Here is a 20,222-nt window from a genome sequence, read left to right on the forward strand (position 1 = left end):
GGGTCGACCTCAGTCGTGGTCGACCCCGGCGCGTTTCAACAACTTCTTGCAGCGCTCGGACAGGTGAAACACCTGCAACTGCTTGCCGGCCTTGGCGTAGCGTTCGCGCAGGGTTTTCAGCGCGGCGATGGCCGAATAATCGACGAAGCTCAGGTGCCGGCAATCCAGCGTCACCCGCTGCGGATCGCTGGCCGGGTCGAACTGATTGAGAAACGGCGTGGTCGAGGCAAAAAACAGAGTGCCGTGCAGGCGATACAGTTTGCTGCCGTCGGCTTCCAGGTGTTCATCGGCGTACAGCTCACGCGCTTGCTGCCAGGCAAAATTCAGCGCCGCGATAATAATCCCGCACAACACTGCCGTGGCCAGGTCGGTAAACACCGTGATGGTCGTTACCGCGATGATCACCAGCACATCGTTGAGCGGCACTTTGTTCAGCACCCGCAGTGAAGCCCAGGCGAACGTCTGCTGCGACACCACGAACATCACCCCCACCAGCGCCGCCAGCGGAATCCGCTCGATCAGCGGCGACAGAAACAGAATGAACAGCAGAATCAACACACCCGCCACGACGCCGGACAAGCGCCCGCGCCCGCCGGAACTCAGGTTGATCACGGTCTGGCCGATCATCGCGCAACCGCCCATGCCGCCGAATGCACCGGAGACCACGTTTGCCGCGCCCAGCGCCACGCATTCGCGGTCCGGATAACCACGGGTTTCGGTGATTTCGTCGGTGAGGTTGAGGGTCAGCAGGGTTTCCAGCAGGCCGACCAGCGCCATCAGAATCGCGTAGGGGGCGACGATGCGCAGGGTGTCGAGATTCCAAGGGATGTCCGGTAGCGCAAACTTCGGCAGACCGCCGGCGATGTGCGCCATGTCGCCGAGGGTGCGAGTTGGCAGGCCGAGCAGGTAAACCAGCAAACCGACGCCGAGGATCGCCACCAAAGCCGGCGGCACCGAACGGGTCAGGCGCGGCAGGATGTAGACGATGGCCATGGTCAGCAGCACCAGCCCGGTCATCAGATACAACGGTGTGCCGCTGAGCCATTGTTCACCGCTCTTGAAATGCTCCAGTTGCGCCAGCGCAATGATGATCGCCAGGCCGTTGACGAACCCGAGCATCACCGGGTGCGGCACCATGCGCACCAGTTTGCCCAGCCGCAACAGCCCGAACGCCATCATGATCAAGCCGCCGAGCAACACCGTCGCCAACAGGTACTGCACGCCGTGCTGCACCACCAGCGCGACGATTACCACCGCCATCGATCCGGCCGCCCCGGAGACCATGCCCGGCCGGCCACCGAACAGCGCAGTCAACGTGCAAATAATGAAAGCGCCGTACAGGCCCATCAGCGGATTGAGGTGGGCCACCAGCGCAAACGCAATGCATTCGGGCAATAGGGCAAACGAGGTGGTGAGTCCGGCCAGGACATCGGCGCGCAGACGAATCGGTTTCATGGCTTACCTGACAGAGCGGCCGACGGTCGCGGCCACTGATTTTCACGGAAAAAGGAGGGTTGCGGATGTTACGCAAATGCCCCGCAGCGGGCCAGTCATCGCTGACAACCTCCAGCGCGCACTCTATGCTGGCGCGCTGTTTAAGCCAGTGGAGCCCCGAATGCCGACCGAATTGACCAGCCGCGAAGTGTGCCAGCGATTGCGCGATGCCGCGCTGGGCGTGTGTGCCTTGCGGGTGATGGACGTGCAAACGGATGGGGTTGCGGTCGACATCGAAGGCTGGCGCTTGCAACTGGACTTCGACGGCCAGCGCCTGCATCACTGCGCTGATTGTCTTTGCCCGGACGGTCGCGAGTGGACGCTCGACACCCGGCAGCGCTTCGGCACCGACCCGATTAGTCTGTTGAGTACCTGGGAGCTGGCGCAGATCGAGGGCTTGTTGCAGCAACGTGAATGAGGGACGGCAAACAGAGTTGCCCAATGATGGCACTCTGCCCATAATTCGCCCCCCTCTTCTACGCGCAAGGAACTGCCGTGAAAAAATCGCTGTTGTTGATCCCGCTGTTTGCTCTGCTCCTGCAAGGCTGTGGCATGACCATGGCCCGTTACGAGCCAAGCTTCGACAATGTTCAGAAGCTCAAGCAAACCCCGCCGCTGCACGCGATCAGCAATCCACAAGTCACCGCTGAATCGGGCGAAGGCTCGTTGATGGTCCGCGCCAACCCGATCAAGTCACCGACAGGCAGCATCCCGGCGCACATCCAGGACGCGATCACCGAAGAACTGCGCAAGGCCGGTCTGCTCGATCCGCAGGCGACGCGTCATCTGCAGGTGCTGGTCGTGAAAAACCAGTTGAACGCTGGCATGGGCACCGGTGATGGCACCATCGCTGCGCGTTTCACCCTGCGCAATGGCAGCGATGTGGTGTACGACGCTACCAAAGATGTCAGCCATCAGTGGAACAGCAGCTTTTTCGGCTTTATCGCGATCCCCAACGCGACCAACGCCTACAACCCGATGCTGCAGGACTTGCTGAAAAATCTGTACAGCGATCCACAGTTCATTCAGGCCCTGAAGTAAGGGCCAAAAAAAGAGCCGCGATTGCGGCTCTTTTTTTGCGGCTGGAGTGCGTCAAATGCCCGAATATTTCGGACGGTTGTTGTCGGCCCACTCCTTGAGCAACGCATTGACCTGCCGAGTGAATGTATCGGTCACCGCTGCTTTCGGCGTATTGAACGCCAGCGGGAGGAACCAGATGCCCATCCAGGTGCCGACCGCGTCATGGTTGCTCGCAGTGGACAGCGGCTGATCTTGCTGATCGAGGGTTTCCAGGCTCATGGTGTACTGGTCGGTGGCATAGGCCGGAATGATCGTCATGCTCAGACCACTGATGAAGGCCAGCACCAGCTGACCGCCATTCGGTGGATGGTTGTACATTTTCAGGCGCAGGCTGTAGTCACCTGGCTGCTTCTCGAATTTGTCGAAGGTGACACGACCGAACAAACCGGAATCGTTGAGGACGGTTTGCAGTTGCGGTTTTAGCATGTCCCGAGCTTGTGGCATTTCCACGGCGGAAGCGCTTTTCGGCTCGCCCTGATAGAAATCGAAATCGACATAGACGTTTGGCTTGTTGGCATAGCTGGCCATCGATGGCAGCGTGACCGGGGCCACTTCGTCCTTGGTGAAGCTGGCACAGCCGCCCAGCGTGAGCACCAGACCCAGCGCAAGGATTTTCCCGAATTGCATTATGTCGTCCCTAAAGTGATATCAAAGAGCCTCCATTGCGGAGCGCCGGGGCGGATTCTAGTGATCGTCTACGTTCGGGAAAAGACCTGATTCGGGAAAACCGTGAAAAAGTTCGCGCCGATTCAGCTTTGGCGCAAATCGAGGGTGTACGTGTAATAGCCCGTATCGCGCACCCAGCCGAGTGATTCGTACAATCCCTGAGCGGTGAAATTGTCGGTGGTGGTTTCCAGCACCAGGCCCTTGGCGCCGGTTTCGACGGCGAAGTCGCGGGCGGTGTTCATCAATCGTCGCCCCACTCCACGGCCCCGAGCGGCTGGCGTGGTGAACAGGTCGCTGAGCAGCCAGGTGCGGTGGGCGTCAATCGACGAGAACGTCGGGTACAACTGCACGAATCCCAACGCCTCACCGCTTTCGTCCTCAACCAGAAAAATCGCCGATTCATTGCCGGCCATGCGTTCGGCGATAAAGGCCCGGGATTGCTCGAGATTCGAAGACTGGCCGTAAAAACCGCGATAGGCGTCGAACAGCTTCGCCACTGCGTCGAGGTGAATCGTCGTGGCGCGCAGGGCCCGGAGAGTCATTGGCCTTTTCCTGACGTTATTGAAATTGAAACCAGCATAGCGCTGACAAACGAGTTTGCTGGCCTAATCGCTATATAGTTTTGTATATTGCGAAGCCGAAATGGCCAGACCTCCATGCCGTCCATGAGCAGCATCCGCGAACGCAACCAGCAACTGATCCTGGCCGCCGCCAGTGAAGAATTCGCCGCCAACGGCTTCGACGCGACCCAGACCCGCGACATCGCCGCCCGCGCCGGTGTGCCCAAGGCCAACCTGTATTACTACTTCCAGAGCAAGGAAAACCTCTACGGCAAAGTGCTGCTCGGCTTCGTCGAACCGTTGCTGGAAGCTTCGGCGGTGCTGCGCGAAAGCGACGATCCGCTGATTGGCCTGCGCGCCTACGTCGCCGCCCGCATCCGCATCGCCCGCGAGCATCCGGCGATCGCCAAGGTTTTCAGTGGTGAGTTGCTGCTCGGCGGCCGTCAGTTGCCCGACGAATGCCGCGACCTGCTGCACGGTGAGGCCCGGCGCAATGTCGAGTGTCTGCGCAGCTGGATCGACCGCGGGCTGCTGGCGCCGGTCGATCCAGAGCATTTGATGCTGTTTATCTGGTCGGCGACGCGCACCTACACCAACATTGGCTGGCAGATGGGGCGCATCACCGGGCGGGAGGTGCCGCAGGATGAGGATTATGCGGTGGCAGCGGAGACGATTACGCGGCTGGTGCTGAGCGGTGCGGTGTCCGAGCCGGTGAGTGATGTTCGCAGGTTGATGTTTGCGACCTGAACGTGAGAGTCAGGGCATCAGGTCCAGAGGCAGTGTCGCCTCTCCCGCCAAGCGTTCACGCCACGCCAGCAGCACATCAGGCACCCGCTTTTTCCATTTGGGAACGTTGGTGTAATACCGCGCCCTGACTTTGCGTTGCTCATCGAAAACCAATAGCACCAGCCAAACTCGGCCTCCCGGCGCGCTCATCAGAATCGCCGCGTTGCTGGAAGCCAGACCTCGCAGCCAGAACTCATTGACCTCACTCCCCGGCACATCACGAGAGGTCTCGCCGGTTGCCATTGAGCCGCTATTTTGCAGCAGCGTCTGATAGTCACTTTTGAGCAACGTGCGTAATGCCTGATCTTCTTGCTGCGTACGCACGACGCCAAGGCTCAGCAAGTCGTATTCAATCGCGATCGGTTGGTCAGATGCCACATACCTTCCATCGTAGTAAACGCCCATCCCGCCACCACAAGCCCCCTCACCGCCATCGGAATCAACATCCAGCAAACCGTTGAGCGCGCTGAATTTCAGGGTGCAGTTGCCTTCAGCGAAATGCGCTACGGCACCGTCAATTGTGGCCACACCGTCCATGTCACCAGAGTTGCCACCATTTGACGCAGAAACATCAAAGGCAATATGCGTGGCGTCCAAACGCTTGGTTGTGACTTCTGCCACCGATGAAACGCCCCACGGAATCATCTGCCAGGTGGCATCCCAGCTGAAAGGCTTGGCCACGTATTCAAGCGCTTTCAGACGCATCAAATATTCACGGCGCAGGCAGGAGCTATTGGCAGCGCATTGATTGCGTTGTTTCAACCATGAACGCTGATCAGCCTTGAGCGCTTGCGGGTCAGCCACCTGCGCCAACGTTGTCTGCCAGAGCGCCCCGAGTTTCTCATCGAGACTCGAGGTATACGGATCCGCACAAACGGCTTTTTCAACGGGGCTGGAAGCGCCAGCACAGTCAAAACTGGCAGCGTGGGAGGCGGTAGCAAATACGAGACACGTCAGCTGCAAGGCGTGACGGAGATTGAAAGCGAGCATCGACAGATTCCATTCCTGAGGCGGCGGCAGTATGCCGGGCCCGGGCTATCGATGCTCTGGTTTTTTCACTGGTTGCTCGCGAGCAACCGGGCTCTTGTGCAAGCAAGCATCAGAATGTGATCCCGGCCGCCGGCTTCACATCGATCCGCGCCACGGAACCGGTCAGGTGCGCCCAGTCCTTGTTGTGTTCGGCGATGATGTCTTCGGCGCTCATGTTGCCGTTGTCGACGGTGGAATGCGCGTCGGCCGCCAGTTCCACGTCGTAGCCCAGTTGGTGGGCCTGACGCACGGTGGCGTTGACGCAGTAATCGGTTTGCAGGCCGCAGATCACCAGGCGGTCGAAGTCTTCCCGGGGAATCAGTTTCTGCAGGTTGGTCTGGTAGAACGAGTCGTTGGCGGTCTTGTCGACGCGCAGATCGCCGGGCGCGGTGGCCAGGCCGTCAGCCAGTTGCCAGCCCTCGGCACCGTGGGCGAACGGACTGTCCTTTTCGTTGTGCTGGATCAGCACCACCGGCACACCCGATTGGCGCGCGCGGGCGCTGAGGCCGTTGATGGTATCGATCACCCGTTTGATGTCGTGGCACTCGTATTCGCCTGTGCACAAGGCGCGCTGGACATCGATGATCAGCAATGCGGTGGTCATGGTGAGCCTTCCTTGATCGGTCCTTGGACAGGGGCGGACCTGTGCCCGCCCCCTTTTTACTCCGCTCAGTAACCCAATGACAACCCGGTGTTGCGCCGTGGATCGTTGGCGCCGTAGAAGCGGTTCTTGCCGACCGGTTTGCCACCCAGCGACGGTGCACCAACCAGAATCGCGGCGATGTGGTTGGCGTCCTGCGGACCCGCGAACTTGTGGCCCCAGCTCTCGAGAATCTTCTTGGTGTCGGGGCTGGCGGCGAAGTCTTCGAGGTTGGTTTCCTCCGGCATCCACTGCTGGTGGAAACGTGGAGCGTCGACCGCTTCCTGCAGGCCCATGCCGTAGTCGATGACGTTGAGCATGGTCAGCAACGTCGCGGTAATGATGCGACTGCCGCCCGGCGTACCGACCACCATCACCACCTTGCCGTCCTTGGTGACGATAGTCGGGCTCATCGATGACAATGGTGCCTTGCCCGGAGCAATGGCATTGGCTTCGCCCTGCACCAGACCGTACATGTTCGGCACGCCGACCTTGGAGGTGAAGTCGTCCATTTCATCGTTGAGGATCACCCCGGTCTTGCTCGCCATCACACCGGCGCCGAACCAGTCGTTGAGGGTGTAGGTGACCGAGACCGCGTTGCCCCATTTGTCGACGATCGAGTAGTGCGTGGTGTTGCTGCCTTCATGAGGCGCGACGCCGGGCTTGAGTTCCGCCGAAACGCCGGCCTTCTGCGGCTGGATCGCGTCACGCAGCTTGGTCGCGTAGTTCTTGTCCAGCAGGTGTTCGATCGGGTTTTTCACGAAATCCGGATCGCCCAGATAATTGTTGCGATCCACGTATGCGTGACGCATCGCCTCGATCTGGTAGTGCATGCCCTGGGCAGAATGGAAGCCCAGATCCTTCATCGGATAGCCTTCGAGAATGTTCATGATCTGGCAGATCACGACGCCGCCGGAGCTTGGCGGCGGTGCCGATACCACGTGATAACCGCGATAGTCGCACTCCACCGGGGCCAGTTCGCGGGTCTTGTACTTGTCGAGGTCGGCCTGGGTGATGATGCCCTTGTTGGCCTGACTGGAGGTGACGATGGCGTCGGCCACCCAGCCTTTGTAGAAGCCGTCGGCGCCTTTTTCGGAAATGGTGCGCAGGGTTTTGCCCAGATCCTTCTGCACCAGTTTCTGCCCGACCTGCATCGGCTCGCCGTTGCTCAAAAAGATCGCGCCGGAATCCTTGATGTCCTTCTTGAATACGTCGGTCGCGTACTCCAGAAGCTCGACGTCGCCCTGTTCCAGCTCGAAACCTTCTTCCGCCAGTTTGATCGCTGGGGCGATCATGTCCTTGCGCGCCTTGGTGCCGTACTTGCTCAGCGCCAGCTCCATGCCGGACACGGTGCCCGGAACGCCGACCGCGAGGTGACCACGGGTACTCAGATCCGGAATGACGTTGCCGTCCTTGTCGAGATACATGTTGGCCGTCGCGGCCAGCGGGGCTTTTTCGCGGAAATCGAGGAAGGTCTTGCGTCCGTCCGCCAGTTGAATGGTCATGAAACCACCGCCACCGAGGTTGCCCGCCGCCGGGTAAACCACCGCCAGTGCATAACCCACGGCGACCGCCGCATCCACCGCGTTGCCGCCACTTTTCAACACGTCGACACCCACGTGGGTGGCCAGGTGCTGGGCGGTGACCACCATGCCGTTTTCGGCAGCAACCGGGGCAACCGAGGCGGCGTGCGCCATGAGGCAGCTGAGCGCCAACGAGGTCGCAATCAGCGATTTGGCAAAAGGTTCGTACTTCATGAGTCGGTCTCTTCTTTTTATAAGGTAGGAAAGCGCTTAGAGCATCAGCCAGTATGGTCGTGATTGCGGTTTGCGCCTCCCCGATCCGGCAGTATGCTGGGCGCAGTTTTCGCGCCCCTCCCGGAGTTTTTCCCATGGCCTACACGTTCATCACCCTGCCCTCGCCCGTCGGCGAGTTGAAGCTGGTCGCGAACGGCTCACGTCTGGCCGCCATCCTCTGGGAAAACGACAAACCGAACCGAGTGCGCCTCGGGCCAATGAGCGAGGCACCGGACAACCCGGTATTGATGAAAACCGCGCGACAGCTGGAAGAATATTTTGCAGGAACGCGAAACGCGTTCGATCTGGAGCTGGACTTTGCCGGCACCGAGTTCCAGAAAAAAGTCTGGGCCGCGCTACTGACCATTCCGTTTGGCGAAACCCGGACCTACAGCCAGATCGCCGAACAGATCGGCCACCCGAGCGCGGTGCGTGCCGTTGGCGCGGCGAACGGGCGCAATCCGATTTCGATCATCGCGCCGTGCCATCGAGTCATCGGCGCCTCAGGAAAACTGACCGGGTTTGCCGGAGGCCTGGAAGCGAAGGAGCGCTTGCTGACTCTGGAGGGTGGCCAGTGGTCGGACATCGGTAAAACCGGCGATCTGTTTTAACCGCCAAACAGGTTATTCATCGCCGCATACTGCAGCAGCATGATGGTCTTGGCATCGCAGATTTCACCCCGCTGGAACGCCGCCAGCGCGTCCTCGAAACGCCACTCCAGCACTTCAAGTTCCTCGGTCTCTTCTTCCAGACCGCCCCCTTCACTGACCTTTGACGAAGCATCGTACTCGGCGATGAAAAAGTGCAGCTTCTCGGTCACCGAGCCGGGACTCATGTAGGCCTCGAACACCTTCTTCACGTCATGCACGCGGTAGCCGGTTTCTTCCTCGGCCTCGTCGCGAATGCGCTGCTCCGGCGCCGCGCCTTCAAGCAGTCCGGCCGCCACTTCAATCAGCAAGCCGTCGTGACCGTTGACGAACACCGGCAGGCGGAACTGCCGGGTCAGCACCACGGTGCGTTGCTCGCGGTTGAACAGCAGAATCGCCGCGCCATTGCCACGGTCGTAAACCTCGCGCGTCTGACGCTGCCAGTCACCGTTGTTGCGGTGGTAGTCGAAGGTGATTTTCTTCAGCAGATACCAGTCGTGGGACAACACTTGGGTATCGACGATGTTGACCCGCTCGGCTGTGTTGGACATGACGCCTGATCCTTTTTTGTCATTGGAAGATGGCCATGGTAGGTGAAATGCTGCGAACCGCCGACGAAAAAAAGCCCGGCAGCGCTACCGGGCTTTTCCTTCATTGACTACTGATGTGCCACGTTCACCGTTGCTGCATCAGCGCCCTGCGCCGCAGACGGCGCCCCGTGAATCAGCGGTCCGTAACGCCGACTGAATTCCCAGTCGTACGGCACGCGATCCTTGCTGGTGCCGTTGTCCCAGTTCACCGACCAGGTCATCAGGCCCTTGATCGGATGCCCTTTGACCGCCAGGCGTTTCATCGCGTTGCCGACCACGGTTTTGTCGATCACGTAACCGGTGGCGGCGGCATCGACGTTGGCCGGCAGGCCGATGACGAACTTGTCCGCCGGGATCTTCGTAAAACCGCGAGTGCCGGTGACCAGGCTCTCGGTCAGGTAATAGAGGAAGTCTTCTTTCATCGTGTCGTTGTTCTGGGCGATCCACGCCCCGTTGCCGTTATTGGCCTCCGGCACCCAGACCCCGTCGCCGCCCTGGTTGTAGAACTGCGGAGCGATGAAGTCGTAATAGCCTTCCAGCGCCTGCAGATAACCGACGTATTTGCCGGAGGTGGTCAGGTACGGGAACTCCGGCGCCATGCTGATGATGAAATGCTTGCCTTGGCCGGCGTAGTGATCCTTGACCAGTTTCAGCGCGGCTGGCAGGACGGTCTTGTTGGCGGCGAAATCAATCGCGCTCTGTTCAAGATCGATGTCCAGGCCATCAAAACCGTAGGTTTCCACCAGACGGATGATTTCATTGGCCAGTGGTTGCTCCTGGCCGGCGCGCAACTCGATGTGCGCATCGGCACCGCCCAGGGAAATCAGCACGGCCCGCCCCTGACTGTTGAGCACGCCGACCTGACGGCGGAACTCGGCATCGGAGACGTTGAACGGCTTGAAGGTCGGAATCCCGCTGCCCTTCATGAAGGCCACCGCGACCACGTTGTACTCCTTCGGCACGTTTTCCAGGGCGATGTTGGCGAACTGGCCGCGCTGGTAACCATCGCTCGGGCCGGCCGGCCAGTTGTGCCAGAAGCCCATGAGGATCTTCTTGCCGGCAAGGCTCGGCATCAGCGACGCCGCGTCGCTGGCCTGGTTTTTCAATAGGGTGAAGTCGATGTTTGACATGTTCTAATCCTTCAGAACCTGTGGGTTTGGCGTTGCGGGCTTATTTGAAGTCCACATCGAAGGCCTGATAGAAGGCGTTGCCGGTGTTGGCGACGATCCACATCAGGACGATGACGTGATGCCCTTGCTTGTTGCCTGGAAGTTTCACAGCGTGATTGACCTTGGCTTTCAATTCCGCCGCATGACTGTAGTACGGGACTTGCGGATAGAAATCCTCGGCGAACGGTTGCGCCTCCAGCTGCGCTCGGGTGATGCGTTGTTTCGGGTCCCAGCCATCCTTGGTGATCAGCCAGCGGTAACCGCGGGTGGTGTGCGGTGCGGTGTACTCCCATTTGACCTCAAGGGTCTGGCCGGGAGTGACATTGAGCAGCGGCCAGGAGAACGGACGCCCGAGTTTCTTGCTCATTTCTTCTGCAGTGAAGTTCACGCAGTCACGTGCATCGTTCTTGCCGCCACTGAGAATATAGCCGTCAGCAGGCGGTACGACGCTCGGGTTGTCGCTTTCGAACGGCGCCGGGAACGGACCGGCCGCGAGTGCCGGGAAGTTCTTGCCACCTTCCATTTCATTGACCTGCCAGCCGCCGAGCAATCCTTGCTCGATGGCCACCGCGCCGCGGCTTGCAGGGGAAATGACGCGACCGTGTCGCAGTTGGGTTTGAGCTTGTGGTTGGTTCATGTTTTTCACTCCGTTGATTTAAGAACTCTCCTGTCCGAGGAGAGGCCTTCAAGCTAACGGAGGGGGATTTTTTGTCCATCGGCGGTTTTGTCGCAGTCTGCCTCGACGAAACTCGAAAAACGCCGAAAATACTGTATATAAACACAGTTCATTGCGACGACGCTCACCCGTCGCATGGCAAAAAGACTACACCGCGTCATAACAAAAACCTGCATTTACCGGTTCAGGGAAGCTGTGCCTCGAACTCCTTTTGATACTGCCCGGCGAGCTGTACCTTTTGCTTGTCGTCGAGCAATTTGCCGGCCATCTGGAAGAATTTCTGCTCTTCTTCCTGCAAGTGGTGATGGACCTTCTCCGAAAGCTTTTTCGCCGTGGCCAACCAGGCCGGGCTGGACATCTCGGTCTCGTCGAGTTCTTCCATCATTTCGTCCATTTCATGGTGCTCGGCGATGGCATGCCGACTGAGGTCGATACCGTTGTCGTACTCCATCAGCGGAATATAGAAATGGCGCTCTTCAGCCGTTTCATGGGCTTGCAGCTCAGCCTTCAACTGCTTGTAGGCCTCGACCCTTTCCGGGGTGTCACCGCTGGTCTTGATCAACGATTTCGCATAGGTCCGCTGACGATCGTGGCTTTCACGCAGGGCTTCGAAAATGTTCATGGAATCTCCCAGGCAAACGCGTTCCGGATGGACGCCCTGAAGGGCTAGACCGCGGCGCAGGAGCAACGGTTCCAAGCGATTGCTTCAACCGACGGTGGCGCGATAGGCTGCCGATTCATTACTACAAGGAAGACAACATGACGTTGCGGATCGAGCTGTCACAGGACCCCACCGAAGAACAGCGCGCGGCCATCCTGGCGCCGCTGCGTGCCCATAACATCGCCAAAGCCGGACCTTCGCTGTACGAACCGGTCGCGCTATTGGTACGCGACGACAACGACGCGATCCTCGGTGGCCTCTATGGGCACACGTTCTATCGGTGGCTGTTTATCGAGTTACTGGCGGTGCCGGAAGAAGGCCGGGGACAGGGCATCGGCTCGAAGCTGATGAACATGGTCGAGGAATTCGCCCGGGGAAAAGACTGCGTGGGGATCTGGCTCGATACCTTTGATTTTCAGGCGCCCGGGTTCTACAAAAAACTGGGGTATACCGAGTGTGGCGAGATTGTGGATTATCCGCTGGGGCACAAGCGGCATTTTTTCCAGAAGCGTTTGATTGATTGAATTCAGCGACCCTCGCCCGCAGGCTGGCGAGGGTCGCGCATGCTTCAATGCATTCAACCGCCCGTTACAGACAGGTCGCCAACGCCGCCAAGCGGCGCTTGGCCACAAAATCATCCTTCTGCGCGTAGTAGTTCAACATGGTGCCGGACGCATCCGTGCTCAAGTCGACAAACGACTCAGCCGAGCGCGTGTAAACCGTTGAACCACCCTTCTTGCCCGGTTGCAGATACGCCGCCGCGTCCACGCCGAACACCGCTTCGTCCTGCCAGGCGAACTGAACGCATCGGGCCACGTCTTTTTCGGGCTTCTCCGAGCTCAGGGTCTTGTAAGGGGTTTGCGTGCGGGCGTCTTCCATCGCCGAGCCCGCGCAACCGGCCAGCAGGGTTGTCGCCAGCGCCACCATCAGCATTCGCATTGCATTCGCTCATTCGGAAAAAAGCGGACTGTATCACCGCAGCCGGAAAAATCGTTCTGCTTTACTGCATTTAAAGCGCGACACATGCCGGCCGCTGCGGCACATTAACGGTCATCAGCCTTACAAGGAAAGCCCATGGCGCCTACTGACCAGCGACACGAACAGGCCCTGAAACTGTTTCTCGATGCACGCCCCGAACTGCGCGAAGCCCTCGATCACCTCAACCCGCTCTTGGCCCAGGCCAAGGGCGAAACCCAGGCGCAGTACCGCGAAGAACGCCTGCACGAAGCCTTCGAAGCTGAGGCCGAAAGCCAGGGGCTGTTTGCCTGGGAACTGACGTTGCAACTGACTGCCGCGACGCCCGAGGAATATCAGGCGCAACGCCTGGAAGTTCATCGCGAAGTCGCGGAAATGGCCGGCATGGACTGGCTGGAATATTGCGATCTGTATGGCATAGAACCGTAAACCCTGCTCAAGGACGCTTTATCGATGCTGCCTTCGACTTCGACCCACCGCGCCAGCCCCGGACATCTTCACATACAGAAATGGCGCGGCCGTGTGGGCCTGGCGCTGGTTGCCAGCCTGTCGGTACTGGCCGGCATGACCGACGCCATCGGCTTCATGGCCAGCGGCGATTTCGTTTCCTTCATGAGCGGCAACACCACGCGGCTGGCCGTGGCAATCAGCGATGGCGACAGCGGCCTGACAATAAGGCTGATCCTGCTCGTCGCGACGTTCATTGTCGGTAATGCCCTCGGGGTTGTAGTCAGCCGACTGGGTGGACGGCGGGCGCTGCCCCTGTTGTTGTCCATCGCCGCTCTGCTCTGTTTGGCAGCCTGGCCCTTTGACACGCAACTGCCGGCCCTGTTGGCGGCGATCATTGCGATGGGCATGCTCAACGCGGCGGTAGAAGAAGTAAACGGTCTGCCGGTCGGGCTGACGTACGTCACCGGCGCCTTGTCCCGATTCGGTCGTGGATTGGGCCGCTGGGTGCTCGGCGAACGGCGAAGCGGCTGGCGGGTGCAACTGGTGCCGTGGAGCGGGATGCTGGTCGGCGCCATTCTGGGGGCGGTGCTGGAGCATCATCTGGGACTTCGGGCGATGCTGGTCAGCGGTCTGTTCGCTGGCGTTCTGGGGCTGCTGACCCTGAAAATTCCGCGGCGCTGGCAGTTGGGCTACATGCCGCGCTGACAGACACCTGATCGCATCAGGACGGACACGGGAAACATCGACTTCGCCGCCCCGCCGAGAAAGCTTTATCATGGCCGCAGTTTTGCTGATCGAGTCCGTCATGAAGTTCGCCATTGCGCTGTTTTCCGCCGCCCATGCGCCCTCCTCGCGCCGCGCCCTGCTGTTCGCCCAGGCTGCGCTGGCCGGCGGGCATGAAATTGTCCGGCTGTTTTTCTATCAGGACGGGGTCCACAACGCGTCCGACGCCGTGGTCACGCCGCAGGACGAGCTGGACCTGCCCAAGCAATGGCGCAATTTCATCACCGAACAAAACCTCGACGGCGTGGTGTGCATCGCCGCCGCCCTGCGCCGTGGCGTGTTGAATGCCGAGGAAGCCGGGCGTTATCAGCGTGATGCCGTGGCCGTCAGCGCACCGTGGGAATTGTCCGGCCTCGGCCAGTTGCATGACGCGGTGCAGGATGCCGACCGCCTGATCTGTTTCGGAGGCGCCTGACATGGCCAAATCCCTTCTGATCATCAGCCGCCAATCGCCGTGGTCCGGCCCCGGCGCCCGCGAAGCGCTGGACATCGTGCTCGCCGGCGGCGCCTTCGATCTGCCGATCGGTCTGCTGTTTCTCGACGACGGCGTGTTGCAACTGGCGGCCGGGCAAAACGCCAAGGCACTGCAGCAGAAAGACCTGAGCGCCAACCTGCAAGCGCTGCCGATGTTCGGCGTCGAAGAGCTGTTCTACTGCGCCGACAGCGCCAGGGTTCGCGGCCTCGGCGATCGTTCGCTGGACGAGGCGCAGCCCTTGGCCGCCGATGAAATCACCGCCCTTATTGACCGTTACGACCAGGTGATCACCCTCTGATGTCGACTCTGCATGTGTTGTCCCATTCCCCGTTCGGCGACGAACGCCTGACCAGTTGCCTGCGCCTGCTGGGTGCCAGCGATGCGCTGTTGCTGTCGGGCGATGCCGCTTATGCGTTGCAACCCGGCACTGCGCCGTTCAGTGCGCTGGAATTCCGTAAAGTGAAATTGTTCGTGCTGGCCGAAGACGCGCAAGCCCGTGCCGTGCAGGTTCCGGACTGGGCCGAAGCCATCGATTACCCCGCCTTCGTCGAGTTGTCGATCCACCACGACAAGGTCAACTCCTGGCTATGAATGCGCTGACCGTCGGCACCCGCGCCATCGAACTGGACAAGGACGGCTTCCTGGTCGACCTCAACGACTGGTCGGCCGAAGTCGCCAGCGCCCTCGCCGCTGCCGAAGACATCGAGCTGAGCCCGGAACATTGGGAAATCCTCGAACTGCTGCGCAGCTTCTATGCCGAATTCCAGTTGTCTCCGGCCACCCGGCCGCTGATCAAGTACACCGCGCTCAAGCTCGGCGCGGAGAAAGGCAACAGCCTGCACCTGAACCGACTGTTCAAAGGCACCCCTGCCAAACTCGCCGCGAAACTGGCGGGCCTGCCCAAACCGACGAATTGCCTATGACCGACTATCCAGCGCTGACCCTCGAAACGCCCGCCGAACATCCGTTCGCCCAGTTCGTGCGCATCCTCGGCAAGGGCAAGCGCGGCGCCCGCGACCTGACCCGCGAGGAAGCGCGGGAAGCCATGGGCATGGTGCTCGACGAAGCGGTCGAAGAAACCCAGCTCGGCGCCTTCCTGATGCTGCTGCGGCACAAGGAAGAAAGCGCCGAGGAAATGGCCGGGTTCACCGAGGCCCTGCGCGAGCGCTTGCAGGCGCCAGCACTGAACGTCGATCTGGACTGGCCGACCTATGCCGGCAAGAAGCGTCACCTGCCATGGTATCTGCTGGCCGCCAAGTGCCTGGCACAGAACGGCGTGCGTATCTTCATGCACGGCGGCGGCGCCCACACCGCCGGGCGCTTGTACTCCGAACAACTGCTCGGTGAACTGAACATCCCGCTGTGTCGCAACTGGCAACAGGTTGGCGTGGCGCTGGATAACGGTGGCCTGGCGTTCATGCCGCTGGTGGACTGGGCGCCGCAATTGCAACGGATGATCGACCTGCGCAACACCCTCGGCCTGCGCTCGCCGATTCACTCACTGGCGCGGATTCTCAATCCGCTGGGAGCGCGTTGTGGCCTGCAGAGTATTTTCCACCCCGGCTATCAGGCAGTGCACCGCGATGCCAGCGGCCTGCTTGGCGACACCGCAATCGTGATCAAGGGCGACGGCGGCGAAATCGAGATCAATCCGGATGCCGACAGCCACTTGTACGGCACCACTGGCGGCGAGAGCTGGGACGAGGAATGGCCGCAGCTGTCGGCGCAGCGTCACGTCAAACCTTCTTCGCTGGATATCGAGCATTTGAAGGCCGTCTGGCGTGGGGATGTGATCGACAGTTACCCGCAAATGGCGCTGATTTCGACCATGGCGTTGGCACTGCGTGGCCTCGGTCAGAGCCGTGAGCAGGCTTTCGAAACTGCCGAGCAATACTGGGCCGCGCGGGATAAATCGATTTAACCGATCATTAACGCCCGAACTTTGCGCTTTTTGTTCGAACTCATGGGAATAGACTCGGCTCCAACGAATATTGGTTTTTGGAGTCTTGATCATGGGTTCACTCGTCGACGGCCGCTGGCAGGACAAGTGGTACGAAAGCAGCAAGGACGGCGCCTTCCAGCGCGAACAGGCGCAGCGCCGTAACTGGGTCACTCGCAACGGCGAGCCGGGCCCGAGCGGTGAAGGCGGTTTCGCCGCCGAGGCCGGGCGTTATCACCTTTACGTCTCCCTGGCGTGCCCGTGGGCTCATCGCACGCTGATCCTGCGCAAGCTCAAGGGCCTGGAAAGCCTGATCGACGTTTCTGTCGTCAGCTGGCTGATGCTGGAAAACGGCTGGACCTTCGATCAGAACCTCGGTTCGACCGGCGACAAACTCGACCACTTCGATTTCATGCACCAGCGCTACACCGCTGACACCGCCGACTACACCGGGCGCGTCACCGTGCCGGTGCTATGGGACAAGAAGCTCAAACGCATCGTCAGCAATGAATCGGCGGAGATCATCCGCATGTTCAACAGCGCCTTCGATGACTTGACCGGCAACGATCTGGACTTCTATCCAGCGCCATTACGCGGCGAAATCGATGCGTTGAACGAGCGGATCTACCCCGCCGTGAACAACGGCGTGTACCGCGCCGGGTTTGCCACCTCGCAGAACGCCTATGAAGAAGCATTCGATGACGTATTTGCCGAACTGGATCATCTGGAGCAGGTGCTCGACGCCAACCGTTATCTGACGGGCGAATACCTCACCGAGGCGGACGTGCGGTTGTTCACCACGCTGATCCGTTTCGACGCGGTGTACCACGGGCACTTCAAATGCAATCTGCGGCGGATCAGCGATTATCCGAACCTGTCGAACTGGCTGCGTGAGATGTACCAATGGCCGGGCGTTGCCGAGACCGTGGATTTCCAGCACATCAAGCATCACTACTACGGCAGCCACAAGACCATCAACCCGACCGGGGTTGTGCCGAAGGGGCCGAAGCAGGATTTCACTGTTGCCCATGACCGGGACCGGTTGGGCGGGAAAGGGGTTTGGCGCCGAGGTTGAGAGCAGGATCGTTCCCACCGCGTGGGGACGATCCTCTCAGAGCCGTCAGATTTGACCCTGAGCGCCCTCGAACCACGCCAGTTTCTCGCGCAGTTGCACCACTTCGCCGACGATCACCAGCGTCGGCGCATGCACTTCATGCTCCGCCACCAGACGCGGCAAGTCGGCCAGCGTGCCGGTGAAGACCCGCTGATTGACCGTGGTGCCCTGCTGGATCAGCGCTGCCGGGGTATCGGTCGCGCGACCATGTTTGATCAACTGCTCGCAGATGATCGGCAACCCCACCAACCCCATGTAGAACACCAGCGTCTGAGCCGGCGCGACGAGGTCCGACCACGGCAGATCGGTGGAACCGTCTTTCAAGTGCCCGGTGACGAAACGCACCGATTGCGCATAATCGCGATGAGTCAGCGGAATCCCGGCATACGCCGCGCAACCGCTGGCCGCCGTGATGCCCGGCACCACCTGAAACGGAATGCCATGGGCCGCCAGTTCCTCGATCTCTTCGCCGCCACGGCCGAAAATGAACGGATCCCCGCCCTTCAACCGCACCACACGCTTGCCGGCTTTGGCCAGATCCACCAGTTGCTGGTTGATCTGATCCTGCGGCACGGCGTGATCGGCGCGACGTTTGCCGACGTAGACACGCTCGGCATCGCGGCGGCACAGCTCAAGAATCGCCGGAGCCACCAAGCGGTCGTACAGCACCACATCGGCTTGCTGCATCAGGCGCAAGGCGCGGAAGGTCAGCAGATCCGGATCGCCCGGTCCTGCCCCAACAAGATACACCTCGCCGGTCGTGACCATGGCTTCGCCGTCAATCTTGGCTTGCAGCAAACGTTCGGCTTCGGCGCCCTGTCCTGCCAGTTGCCGATCAGCAATCGGCCCCTGGAACACGTCTTCCCAAAAACCGCGACGCTGCTGAACATCCGGAAACAGGCCTTTGACCTGCTCACGAAACCGCGCAGCCAGACCGGCCAGGTGGCCGTAGGTCGAAGGAATCCAGGTTTCGATCTTGGCGCGGATCAGCCGGGCCAGCACCGGCGCATCGCCGCCGCTGGAAACCGCAATGATCAGCGGTGAACGATCGACAATCGCCGGGAAGATCACGCTGCACAGCGCCGGCGCATCGACCACATTGACCGGCACACAGCGCCGGTGGGCATCGGCGGAGACCTGCGCGTTCAACGCTTCGTCATCGGTGGCGGCAATGATCAGCCCGCAACCGTCCAGATCCGTTTCGGCATAGCCACGCAGCAGGCATTCGCCACCGCTGGCGGTAACCAGTTCGCGCAGTTGCGCTTCGATTTCAGGTGCGACCACCCGCAGCAGCGCACCGGCATCGGCCAGCAGGCGGGACTTGCGCAAGGCAATCTCCCCCCCACCGACGACCAACACACGACTGCCGCGCAGGTTGTGAAACAGCGGCAGATATTTCATTTAGCCGATGACCTCAAGGCCACCCATGTACGGTTTCAGCACGTCCGGCACACGGATCGAACCGTCGGCCTGCTGGTAGTTTTCCAGCACGGCCACCAGGGTACGACCGACTGCCAGACCGGAACCGTTCAGGGTGTGCACCAGCTCGGGCTTGCCGGTTTCCGGATTGCGGAAACGCGCCTGCATGCGGCGGGCCTGGAAGTCGCCGCAGTTGGAGCACGACGAGATTTCGCGGTATTTGTCCTGGCTCGGGATCCACACTTCAAGGTCGTAAGTCTTGACCGCGCTGAAGCCCATGTCGCCGGTGCACAGCGCCAGGGTACGGTAAGGCAGACCCAGCAGTTGCAGAACTTTCTCGGCGTTGGCGGTCAGGCTTTCCAGCGCTTCCATCGACTTCGACGGCTCGACGATCTGGACCATTTCAACTTTGTCGAACTGGTGCTGACGGATCATGCCGCGAGTGTCACGACCCGACGCGCCGGCTTCGCTGCGGAAGCACGGAGTGTGAGCGACGAACTTGATCGGCAGCTGTTTCGAATCGACGATTTCACCAGCCACGATGTTGGTCAGCGACACTTCGGCGGTCGGGATCAGGTACAGATCGGCTTCGCCTTCGCGGGCGATCTTGAACAGGTCTTCTTCGAACTTCGGCAGTTGACCGGTGCCTTGCAGCGCCGGGGCCTGAACCAGATAAGGCGTGTAAGCCTCTTCGTAGCCGTGCTCGGTGACGTGCAGGTTGATCATGAACTGCGCCAGTGCTCGATGCAGACGAGCAATCGGGCCGCGCAGCAGCGCAAAGCGTGCGCCGGACAGCTTGGCGGCGGTTTCGAAATCGAGCCAGCCGAACTTCTCGCCCAGGGCCACGTGGTCCTGAACCGGGAAATCGAAGGCTGTCGGGGTGCCCCAGCGACGGACTTCGACGTTACCGTCTTCGTCTTCGCCGACCGGTACCGATTCGTGCGGCAGGTTCGGGATGCCCAGCAGAATCGAATCCAGTTCGGTCTGGATCGCGTCCAGCTCGACTTTACCGGCGCTCAGTTCGCCCGCCATGCGCTCGACGTCCGCCATCAGCGGCGCGATGTCTTCGCCGCGCTGCTTGGCCTGACCGATGGATTTGGAACGCGCGTTACGCTCAGCCTGCAGTGCTTCGGTGCGGGTCTGGACGGTCTTGCGCTGTTCTTCCAGCGCTTCGATGCGCGCGACATCCAGGGCAAAGCCACGGGAAGCCAGGCGGTCCGCTACGTCCTGAAGGTTGCTACGTAACAGTTTGGAATCGAGCATGTCGGTTTCT

Annotated in this window: 25 protein-coding genes and 1 pseudogene; 13 read left to right on the top strand and 13 right to left on the bottom strand. The window is 60.6% G+C overall.

The genetic code is table 11. The annotated features are described in order from the left end of the window. Nucleotides 1–9: 9 nt before the first annotated feature. The gene (locus JKA62_RS27055) at nucleotides 10–1,455 is read right to left on the bottom strand and encodes a SulP family inorganic anion transporter (RefSeq protein WP_201820354.1); all 1,446 of its coding nucleotides are present in this window, start codon (nucleotides 1,453–1,455) and stop codon (nucleotides 10–12) included. 160 nt (nucleotides 1,456–1,615) lie between these two features. Here JKA62_RS27055 and JKA62_RS27060 point away from each other — a divergent pair, with 160 nt between their 5' ends. Both JKA62_RS27060 and JKA62_RS27065 read left to right on the top strand, forming a co-directional pair. Then, nucleotides 1,616–1,912, top strand: coding sequence for a DUF7693 family protein (locus JKA62_RS27060; protein ID WP_201820357.1), 297 nt, complete (start codon nucleotides 1,616–1,618; stop codon nucleotides 1,910–1,912). Between the two features lie 77 nt (nucleotides 1,913–1,989). After that, the gene (locus tag JKA62_RS27065) at nucleotides 1,990–2,535 is read left to right on the top strand and encodes a hypothetical protein (protein WP_011334921.1); all 546 of its coding nucleotides are present in this window, start codon (nucleotides 1,990–1,992) and stop codon (nucleotides 2,533–2,535) included. Nucleotides 2,536–2,586: 51 nt separating this feature from the next. Here the strand turns inward: JKA62_RS27065 and JKA62_RS27070 are convergent, their stop codons facing one another. Together JKA62_RS27070 and JKA62_RS27075 are read right to left on the bottom strand one after the other, a co-directional pair. After that, nucleotides 2,587–3,201 carry a hypothetical protein gene (locus tag JKA62_RS27070; RefSeq protein ID WP_201820360.1) on the bottom strand — a complete coding sequence of 205 codons (615 nt, stop codon included), beginning with the start codon at nucleotides 3,199–3,201 and terminating at the stop codon, nucleotides 2,587–2,589. Between the two features lie 122 nt (nucleotides 3,202–3,323). Then, nucleotides 3,324–3,782, bottom strand: coding sequence for a GNAT family N-acetyltransferase (locus JKA62_RS27075; protein WP_201820362.1), 459 nt, complete (start codon nucleotides 3,780–3,782; stop codon nucleotides 3,324–3,326). Between the two features lie 123 nt (nucleotides 3,783–3,905). Between JKA62_RS27075 and JKA62_RS27080 the strand changes: the two genes are divergently transcribed. After that, nucleotides 3,906–4,547, top strand: a complete 642-nt coding sequence (locus tag JKA62_RS27080) for a TetR/AcrR family transcriptional regulator (RefSeq protein WP_041475350.1) — start codon at nucleotides 3,906–3,908, stop codon at nucleotides 4,545–4,547. Between the two features lie 9 nt (nucleotides 4,548–4,556). Here the strand turns inward: JKA62_RS27080 and JKA62_RS27085 are convergent, their stop codons facing one another. The 3 genes from JKA62_RS27085 to ggt form a co-directional block, all read right to left on the bottom strand. Next, nucleotides 4,557–5,576, bottom strand: a complete 1,020-nt coding sequence (locus JKA62_RS27085; RefSeq protein ID WP_201820365.1) for a lysozyme inhibitor LprI family protein — start codon at nucleotides 5,574–5,576, stop codon at nucleotides 4,557–4,559. Between the two features lie 109 nt (nucleotides 5,577–5,685). Beyond that, nucleotides 5,686–6,219 (bottom strand): cysteine hydrolase family protein, encoded by a 534-nt coding sequence (locus JKA62_RS27090; RefSeq protein WP_011334925.1) that lies wholly within the window; start codon nucleotides 6,217–6,219, stop codon nucleotides 5,686–5,688. A 65-nt stretch (nucleotides 6,220–6,284) separates the two neighbouring features. After that, the gene (gene ggt, locus JKA62_RS27095) at nucleotides 6,285–8,012 is read right to left on the bottom strand and encodes a gamma-glutamyltransferase (protein WP_201820368.1); all 1,728 of its coding nucleotides are present in this window, start codon (nucleotides 8,010–8,012) and stop codon (nucleotides 6,285–6,287) included. Nucleotides 8,013–8,146: 134 nt separating this feature from the next. Here ggt and JKA62_RS27100 point away from each other — a divergent pair, with 134 nt between their 5' ends. Further along, nucleotides 8,147–8,662 (top strand): methylated-DNA--[protein]-cysteine S-methyltransferase, encoded by a 516-nt coding sequence (locus JKA62_RS27100; protein WP_011334927.1) that lies wholly within the window; start codon nucleotides 8,147–8,149, stop codon nucleotides 8,660–8,662. Here the strand turns inward: JKA62_RS27100 and JKA62_RS27105 are convergent. From JKA62_RS27105 to JKA62_RS27120, 4 genes and pseudogenes are all read right to left on the bottom strand, one after another. Then, entirely contained in the window at nucleotides 8,659–9,249 is a 591-nt protein-coding gene (locus JKA62_RS27105; RefSeq protein WP_201820371.1) for an NUDIX domain-containing protein, read from the bottom strand. The two genes, JKA62_RS27100 and JKA62_RS27105, sit on opposite strands and share 4 nt — an antisense overlap. A gap of 143 nt (nucleotides 9,250–9,392) precedes the next feature. Then, nucleotides 9,393–10,418: pseudogene (locus JKA62_RS27110) on the bottom strand (chitinase); the annotation flags it as partial. A 40-nt stretch (nucleotides 10,419–10,458) separates the two neighbouring features. Beyond that, nucleotides 10,459–11,094: a lytic polysaccharide monooxygenase auxiliary activity family 9 protein gene (locus JKA62_RS27115; protein WP_011334930.1), complete on the bottom strand. Its 636-nt coding sequence runs from the start codon at nucleotides 11,092–11,094 to the stop codon at nucleotides 10,459–10,461. Between the two features lie 223 nt (nucleotides 11,095–11,317). After that, nucleotides 11,318–11,755, bottom strand: coding sequence for a hemerythrin domain-containing protein (locus JKA62_RS27120; protein WP_011334931.1), 438 nt, complete (start codon nucleotides 11,753–11,755; stop codon nucleotides 11,318–11,320). A 137-nt stretch (nucleotides 11,756–11,892) separates the two neighbouring features. Here JKA62_RS27120 and JKA62_RS27125 point away from each other — a divergent pair, with 137 nt between their 5' ends. Beyond that, nucleotides 11,893–12,318, top strand: coding sequence for a GNAT family N-acetyltransferase (locus JKA62_RS27125; RefSeq protein ID WP_085654285.1), 426 nt, complete (start codon nucleotides 11,893–11,895; stop codon nucleotides 12,316–12,318). A 64-nt stretch (nucleotides 12,319–12,382) separates the two neighbouring features. Here JKA62_RS27125 and JKA62_RS27130 read toward each other — a convergent pair whose 3' ends face one another. Then, complete coding sequence (locus JKA62_RS27130; protein ID WP_201820377.1) at nucleotides 12,383–12,733, bottom strand: hypothetical protein; 351 nt, start codon at nucleotides 12,731–12,733, stop codon at nucleotides 12,383–12,385. Nucleotides 12,734–12,868: 135 nt separating this feature from the next. On the opposite strand from JKA62_RS27130, the gene JKA62_RS27135 reads away from it, so the two are divergent. From JKA62_RS27135 to JKA62_RS27170, 8 genes are all read left to right on the top strand, one after another. After that, entirely contained in the window at nucleotides 12,869–13,198 is a 330-nt protein-coding gene (locus tag JKA62_RS27135; protein WP_007958215.1) for a DUF6388 family protein, read from the top strand. Between the two features lie 24 nt (nucleotides 13,199–13,222). After that, nucleotides 13,223–13,924 (top strand): YoaK family protein, encoded by a 702-nt coding sequence (locus tag JKA62_RS27140; protein ID WP_011334934.1) that lies wholly within the window; start codon nucleotides 13,223–13,225, stop codon nucleotides 13,922–13,924. A gap of 100 nt (nucleotides 13,925–14,024) precedes the next feature. Then, entirely contained in the window at nucleotides 14,025–14,417 is a 393-nt protein-coding gene (gene tusD, locus JKA62_RS27145; RefSeq protein ID WP_041475586.1) for a sulfurtransferase complex subunit TusD, read from the top strand. A gap of 1 nt (nucleotide 14,418) precedes the next feature. Continuing rightward, nucleotides 14,419–14,775 carry a sulfurtransferase complex subunit TusC gene (gene tusC / locus JKA62_RS27150; protein WP_201820379.1) on the top strand — a complete coding sequence of 119 codons (357 nt, stop codon included), beginning with the start codon at nucleotides 14,419–14,421 and terminating at the stop codon, nucleotides 14,773–14,775. Further along, nucleotides 14,775–15,068 carry a sulfurtransferase complex subunit TusB gene (gene tusB / locus JKA62_RS27155; RefSeq protein ID WP_201820381.1) on the top strand — a complete coding sequence of 98 codons (294 nt, stop codon included), beginning with the start codon at nucleotides 14,775–14,777 and terminating at the stop codon, nucleotides 15,066–15,068. Before tusC ends, tusB begins: the two co-directional genes overlap by 1 nt. Beyond that, nucleotides 15,065–15,400 carry a TusE/DsrC/DsvC family sulfur relay protein gene (locus JKA62_RS27160; RefSeq protein WP_064380667.1) on the top strand — a complete coding sequence of 112 codons (336 nt, stop codon included), beginning with the start codon at nucleotides 15,065–15,067 and terminating at the stop codon, nucleotides 15,398–15,400. Before tusB ends, JKA62_RS27160 begins: the two co-directional genes overlap by 4 nt. Next, entirely contained in the window at nucleotides 15,397–16,398 is a 1,002-nt protein-coding gene (locus tag JKA62_RS27165) for a glycosyl transferase family protein (RefSeq protein ID WP_201820385.1), read from the top strand. The genes JKA62_RS27160 and JKA62_RS27165 overlap by 4 nt, the downstream gene beginning before the upstream one ends. A gap of 91 nt (nucleotides 16,399–16,489) precedes the next feature. Next, complete coding sequence (locus tag JKA62_RS27170) at nucleotides 16,490–17,491, top strand: glutathione S-transferase family protein (protein ID WP_201820388.1); 1,002 nt, start codon at nucleotides 16,490–16,492, stop codon at nucleotides 17,489–17,491. Nucleotides 17,492–17,536: 45 nt separating this feature from the next. On the opposite strand, the gene cysG is transcribed toward JKA62_RS27170, so the two are convergent. Further along, on the bottom strand, nucleotides 17,537–18,931 hold the full coding sequence (gene cysG / locus JKA62_RS27175) for a siroheme synthase CysG (protein ID WP_201820391.1): 1,395 nt from the start codon (nucleotides 18,929–18,931) through the stop codon (nucleotides 17,537–17,539). Further along, nucleotides 18,932–20,212 carry a serine--tRNA ligase gene (gene serS / locus JKA62_RS27180; RefSeq protein ID WP_064380676.1) on the bottom strand — a complete coding sequence of 427 codons (1,281 nt, stop codon included), beginning with the start codon at nucleotides 20,210–20,212 and terminating at the stop codon, nucleotides 18,932–18,934. It abuts the gene before it with no gap. Between the last annotated feature and the right edge of the window lie 10 nt (nucleotides 20,213–20,222).

Source organism: Pseudomonas sp. B7 (assembly GCF_016735645.1).
GTDB classification, from domain to species: Bacteria; Pseudomonadota; Gammaproteobacteria; order Pseudomonadales; family Pseudomonadaceae; genus Aquipseudomonas; species Aquipseudomonas glycinae.

Excerpts from the sequence above, each read along its gene's own strand:
- JKA62_RS27085 (WP_201820365.1), bottom strand. The coding sequence starts at position 5,576 with ATGCTCGCTTTCAATCTCCGTCACGCCTTGCAGCTGACGTGTCTCGTA.
- tusB (WP_201820381.1), top strand. The coding sequence starts at position 14,775 with ATGTCGACTCTGCATGTGTTGTCCCATTCCCCGTTCGGCGACGAACGC.
- JKA62_RS27105 (WP_201820371.1), bottom strand. The coding sequence starts at position 9,249 with ATGTCCAACACAGCCGAGCGGGTCAACATCGTCGATACCCAAGTGTTG.
- JKA62_RS27060 (WP_201820357.1), top strand. The coding sequence starts at position 1,616 with ATGCCGACCGAATTGACCAGCCGCGAAGTGTGCCAGCGATTGCGCGAT.
- JKA62_RS27115 (WP_011334930.1), bottom strand. The coding sequence starts at position 11,094 with ATGAACCAACCACAAGCTCAAACCCAACTGCGACACGGTCGCGTCATT.
- JKA62_RS27160 (WP_064380667.1), top strand. The coding sequence starts at position 15,065 with ATGAATGCGCTGACCGTCGGCACCCGCGCCATCGAACTGGACAAGGAC.
- JKA62_RS27140 (WP_011334934.1), top strand. The coding sequence starts at position 13,223 with ATGCTGCCTTCGACTTCGACCCACCGCGCCAGCCCCGGACATCTTCAC.
- JKA62_RS27055 (WP_201820354.1), bottom strand. The coding sequence starts at position 1,455 with ATGAAACCGATTCGTCTGCGCGCCGATGTCCTGGCCGGACTCACCACC.
- JKA62_RS27075 (WP_201820362.1), bottom strand. The coding sequence starts at position 3,782 with ATGACTCTCCGGGCCCTGCGCGCCACGACGATTCACCTCGACGCAGTG.
- tusC (WP_201820379.1), top strand. The coding sequence starts at position 14,419 with ATGGCCAAATCCCTTCTGATCATCAGCCGCCAATCGCCGTGGTCCGGC.
- JKA62_RS27130 (WP_201820377.1), bottom strand. The coding sequence starts at position 12,733 with ATGCGAATGCTGATGGTGGCGCTGGCGACAACCCTGCTGGCCGGTTGC.
- JKA62_RS27090 (WP_011334925.1), bottom strand. The coding sequence starts at position 6,219 with ATGACCACCGCATTGCTGATCATCGATGTCCAGCGCGCCTTGTGCACA.
- JKA62_RS27120 (WP_011334931.1), bottom strand. The coding sequence starts at position 11,755 with ATGAACATTTTCGAAGCCCTGCGTGAAAGCCACGATCGTCAGCGGACC.
- JKA62_RS27125 (WP_085654285.1), top strand. The coding sequence starts at position 11,893 with ATGACGTTGCGGATCGAGCTGTCACAGGACCCCACCGAAGAACAGCGC.
- serS (WP_064380676.1), bottom strand. The coding sequence starts at position 20,212 with ATGCTCGATTCCAAACTGTTACGTAGCAACCTTCAGGACGTAGCGGAC.
- JKA62_RS27080 (WP_041475350.1), top strand. The coding sequence starts at position 3,906 with ATGAGCAGCATCCGCGAACGCAACCAGCAACTGATCCTGGCCGCCGCC.
- tusD (WP_041475586.1), top strand. The coding sequence starts at position 14,025 with ATGAAGTTCGCCATTGCGCTGTTTTCCGCCGCCCATGCGCCCTCCTCG.
- JKA62_RS27070 (WP_201820360.1), bottom strand. The coding sequence starts at position 3,201 with ATGCAATTCGGGAAAATCCTTGCGCTGGGTCTGGTGCTCACGCTGGGC.
- JKA62_RS27100 (WP_011334927.1), top strand. The coding sequence starts at position 8,147 with ATGGCCTACACGTTCATCACCCTGCCCTCGCCCGTCGGCGAGTTGAAG.
- JKA62_RS27135 (WP_007958215.1), top strand. The coding sequence starts at position 12,869 with ATGGCGCCTACTGACCAGCGACACGAACAGGCCCTGAAACTGTTTCTC.
- cysG (WP_201820391.1), bottom strand. The coding sequence starts at position 18,931 with ATGAAATATCTGCCGCTGTTTCACAACCTGCGCGGCAGTCGTGTGTTG.
- JKA62_RS27170 (WP_201820388.1), top strand. The coding sequence starts at position 16,490 with ATGGGTTCACTCGTCGACGGCCGCTGGCAGGACAAGTGGTACGAAAGC.
- JKA62_RS27165 (WP_201820385.1), top strand. The coding sequence starts at position 15,397 with ATGACCGACTATCCAGCGCTGACCCTCGAAACGCCCGCCGAACATCCG.
- ggt (WP_201820368.1), bottom strand. The coding sequence starts at position 8,012 with ATGAAGTACGAACCTTTTGCCAAATCGCTGATTGCGACCTCGTTGGCG.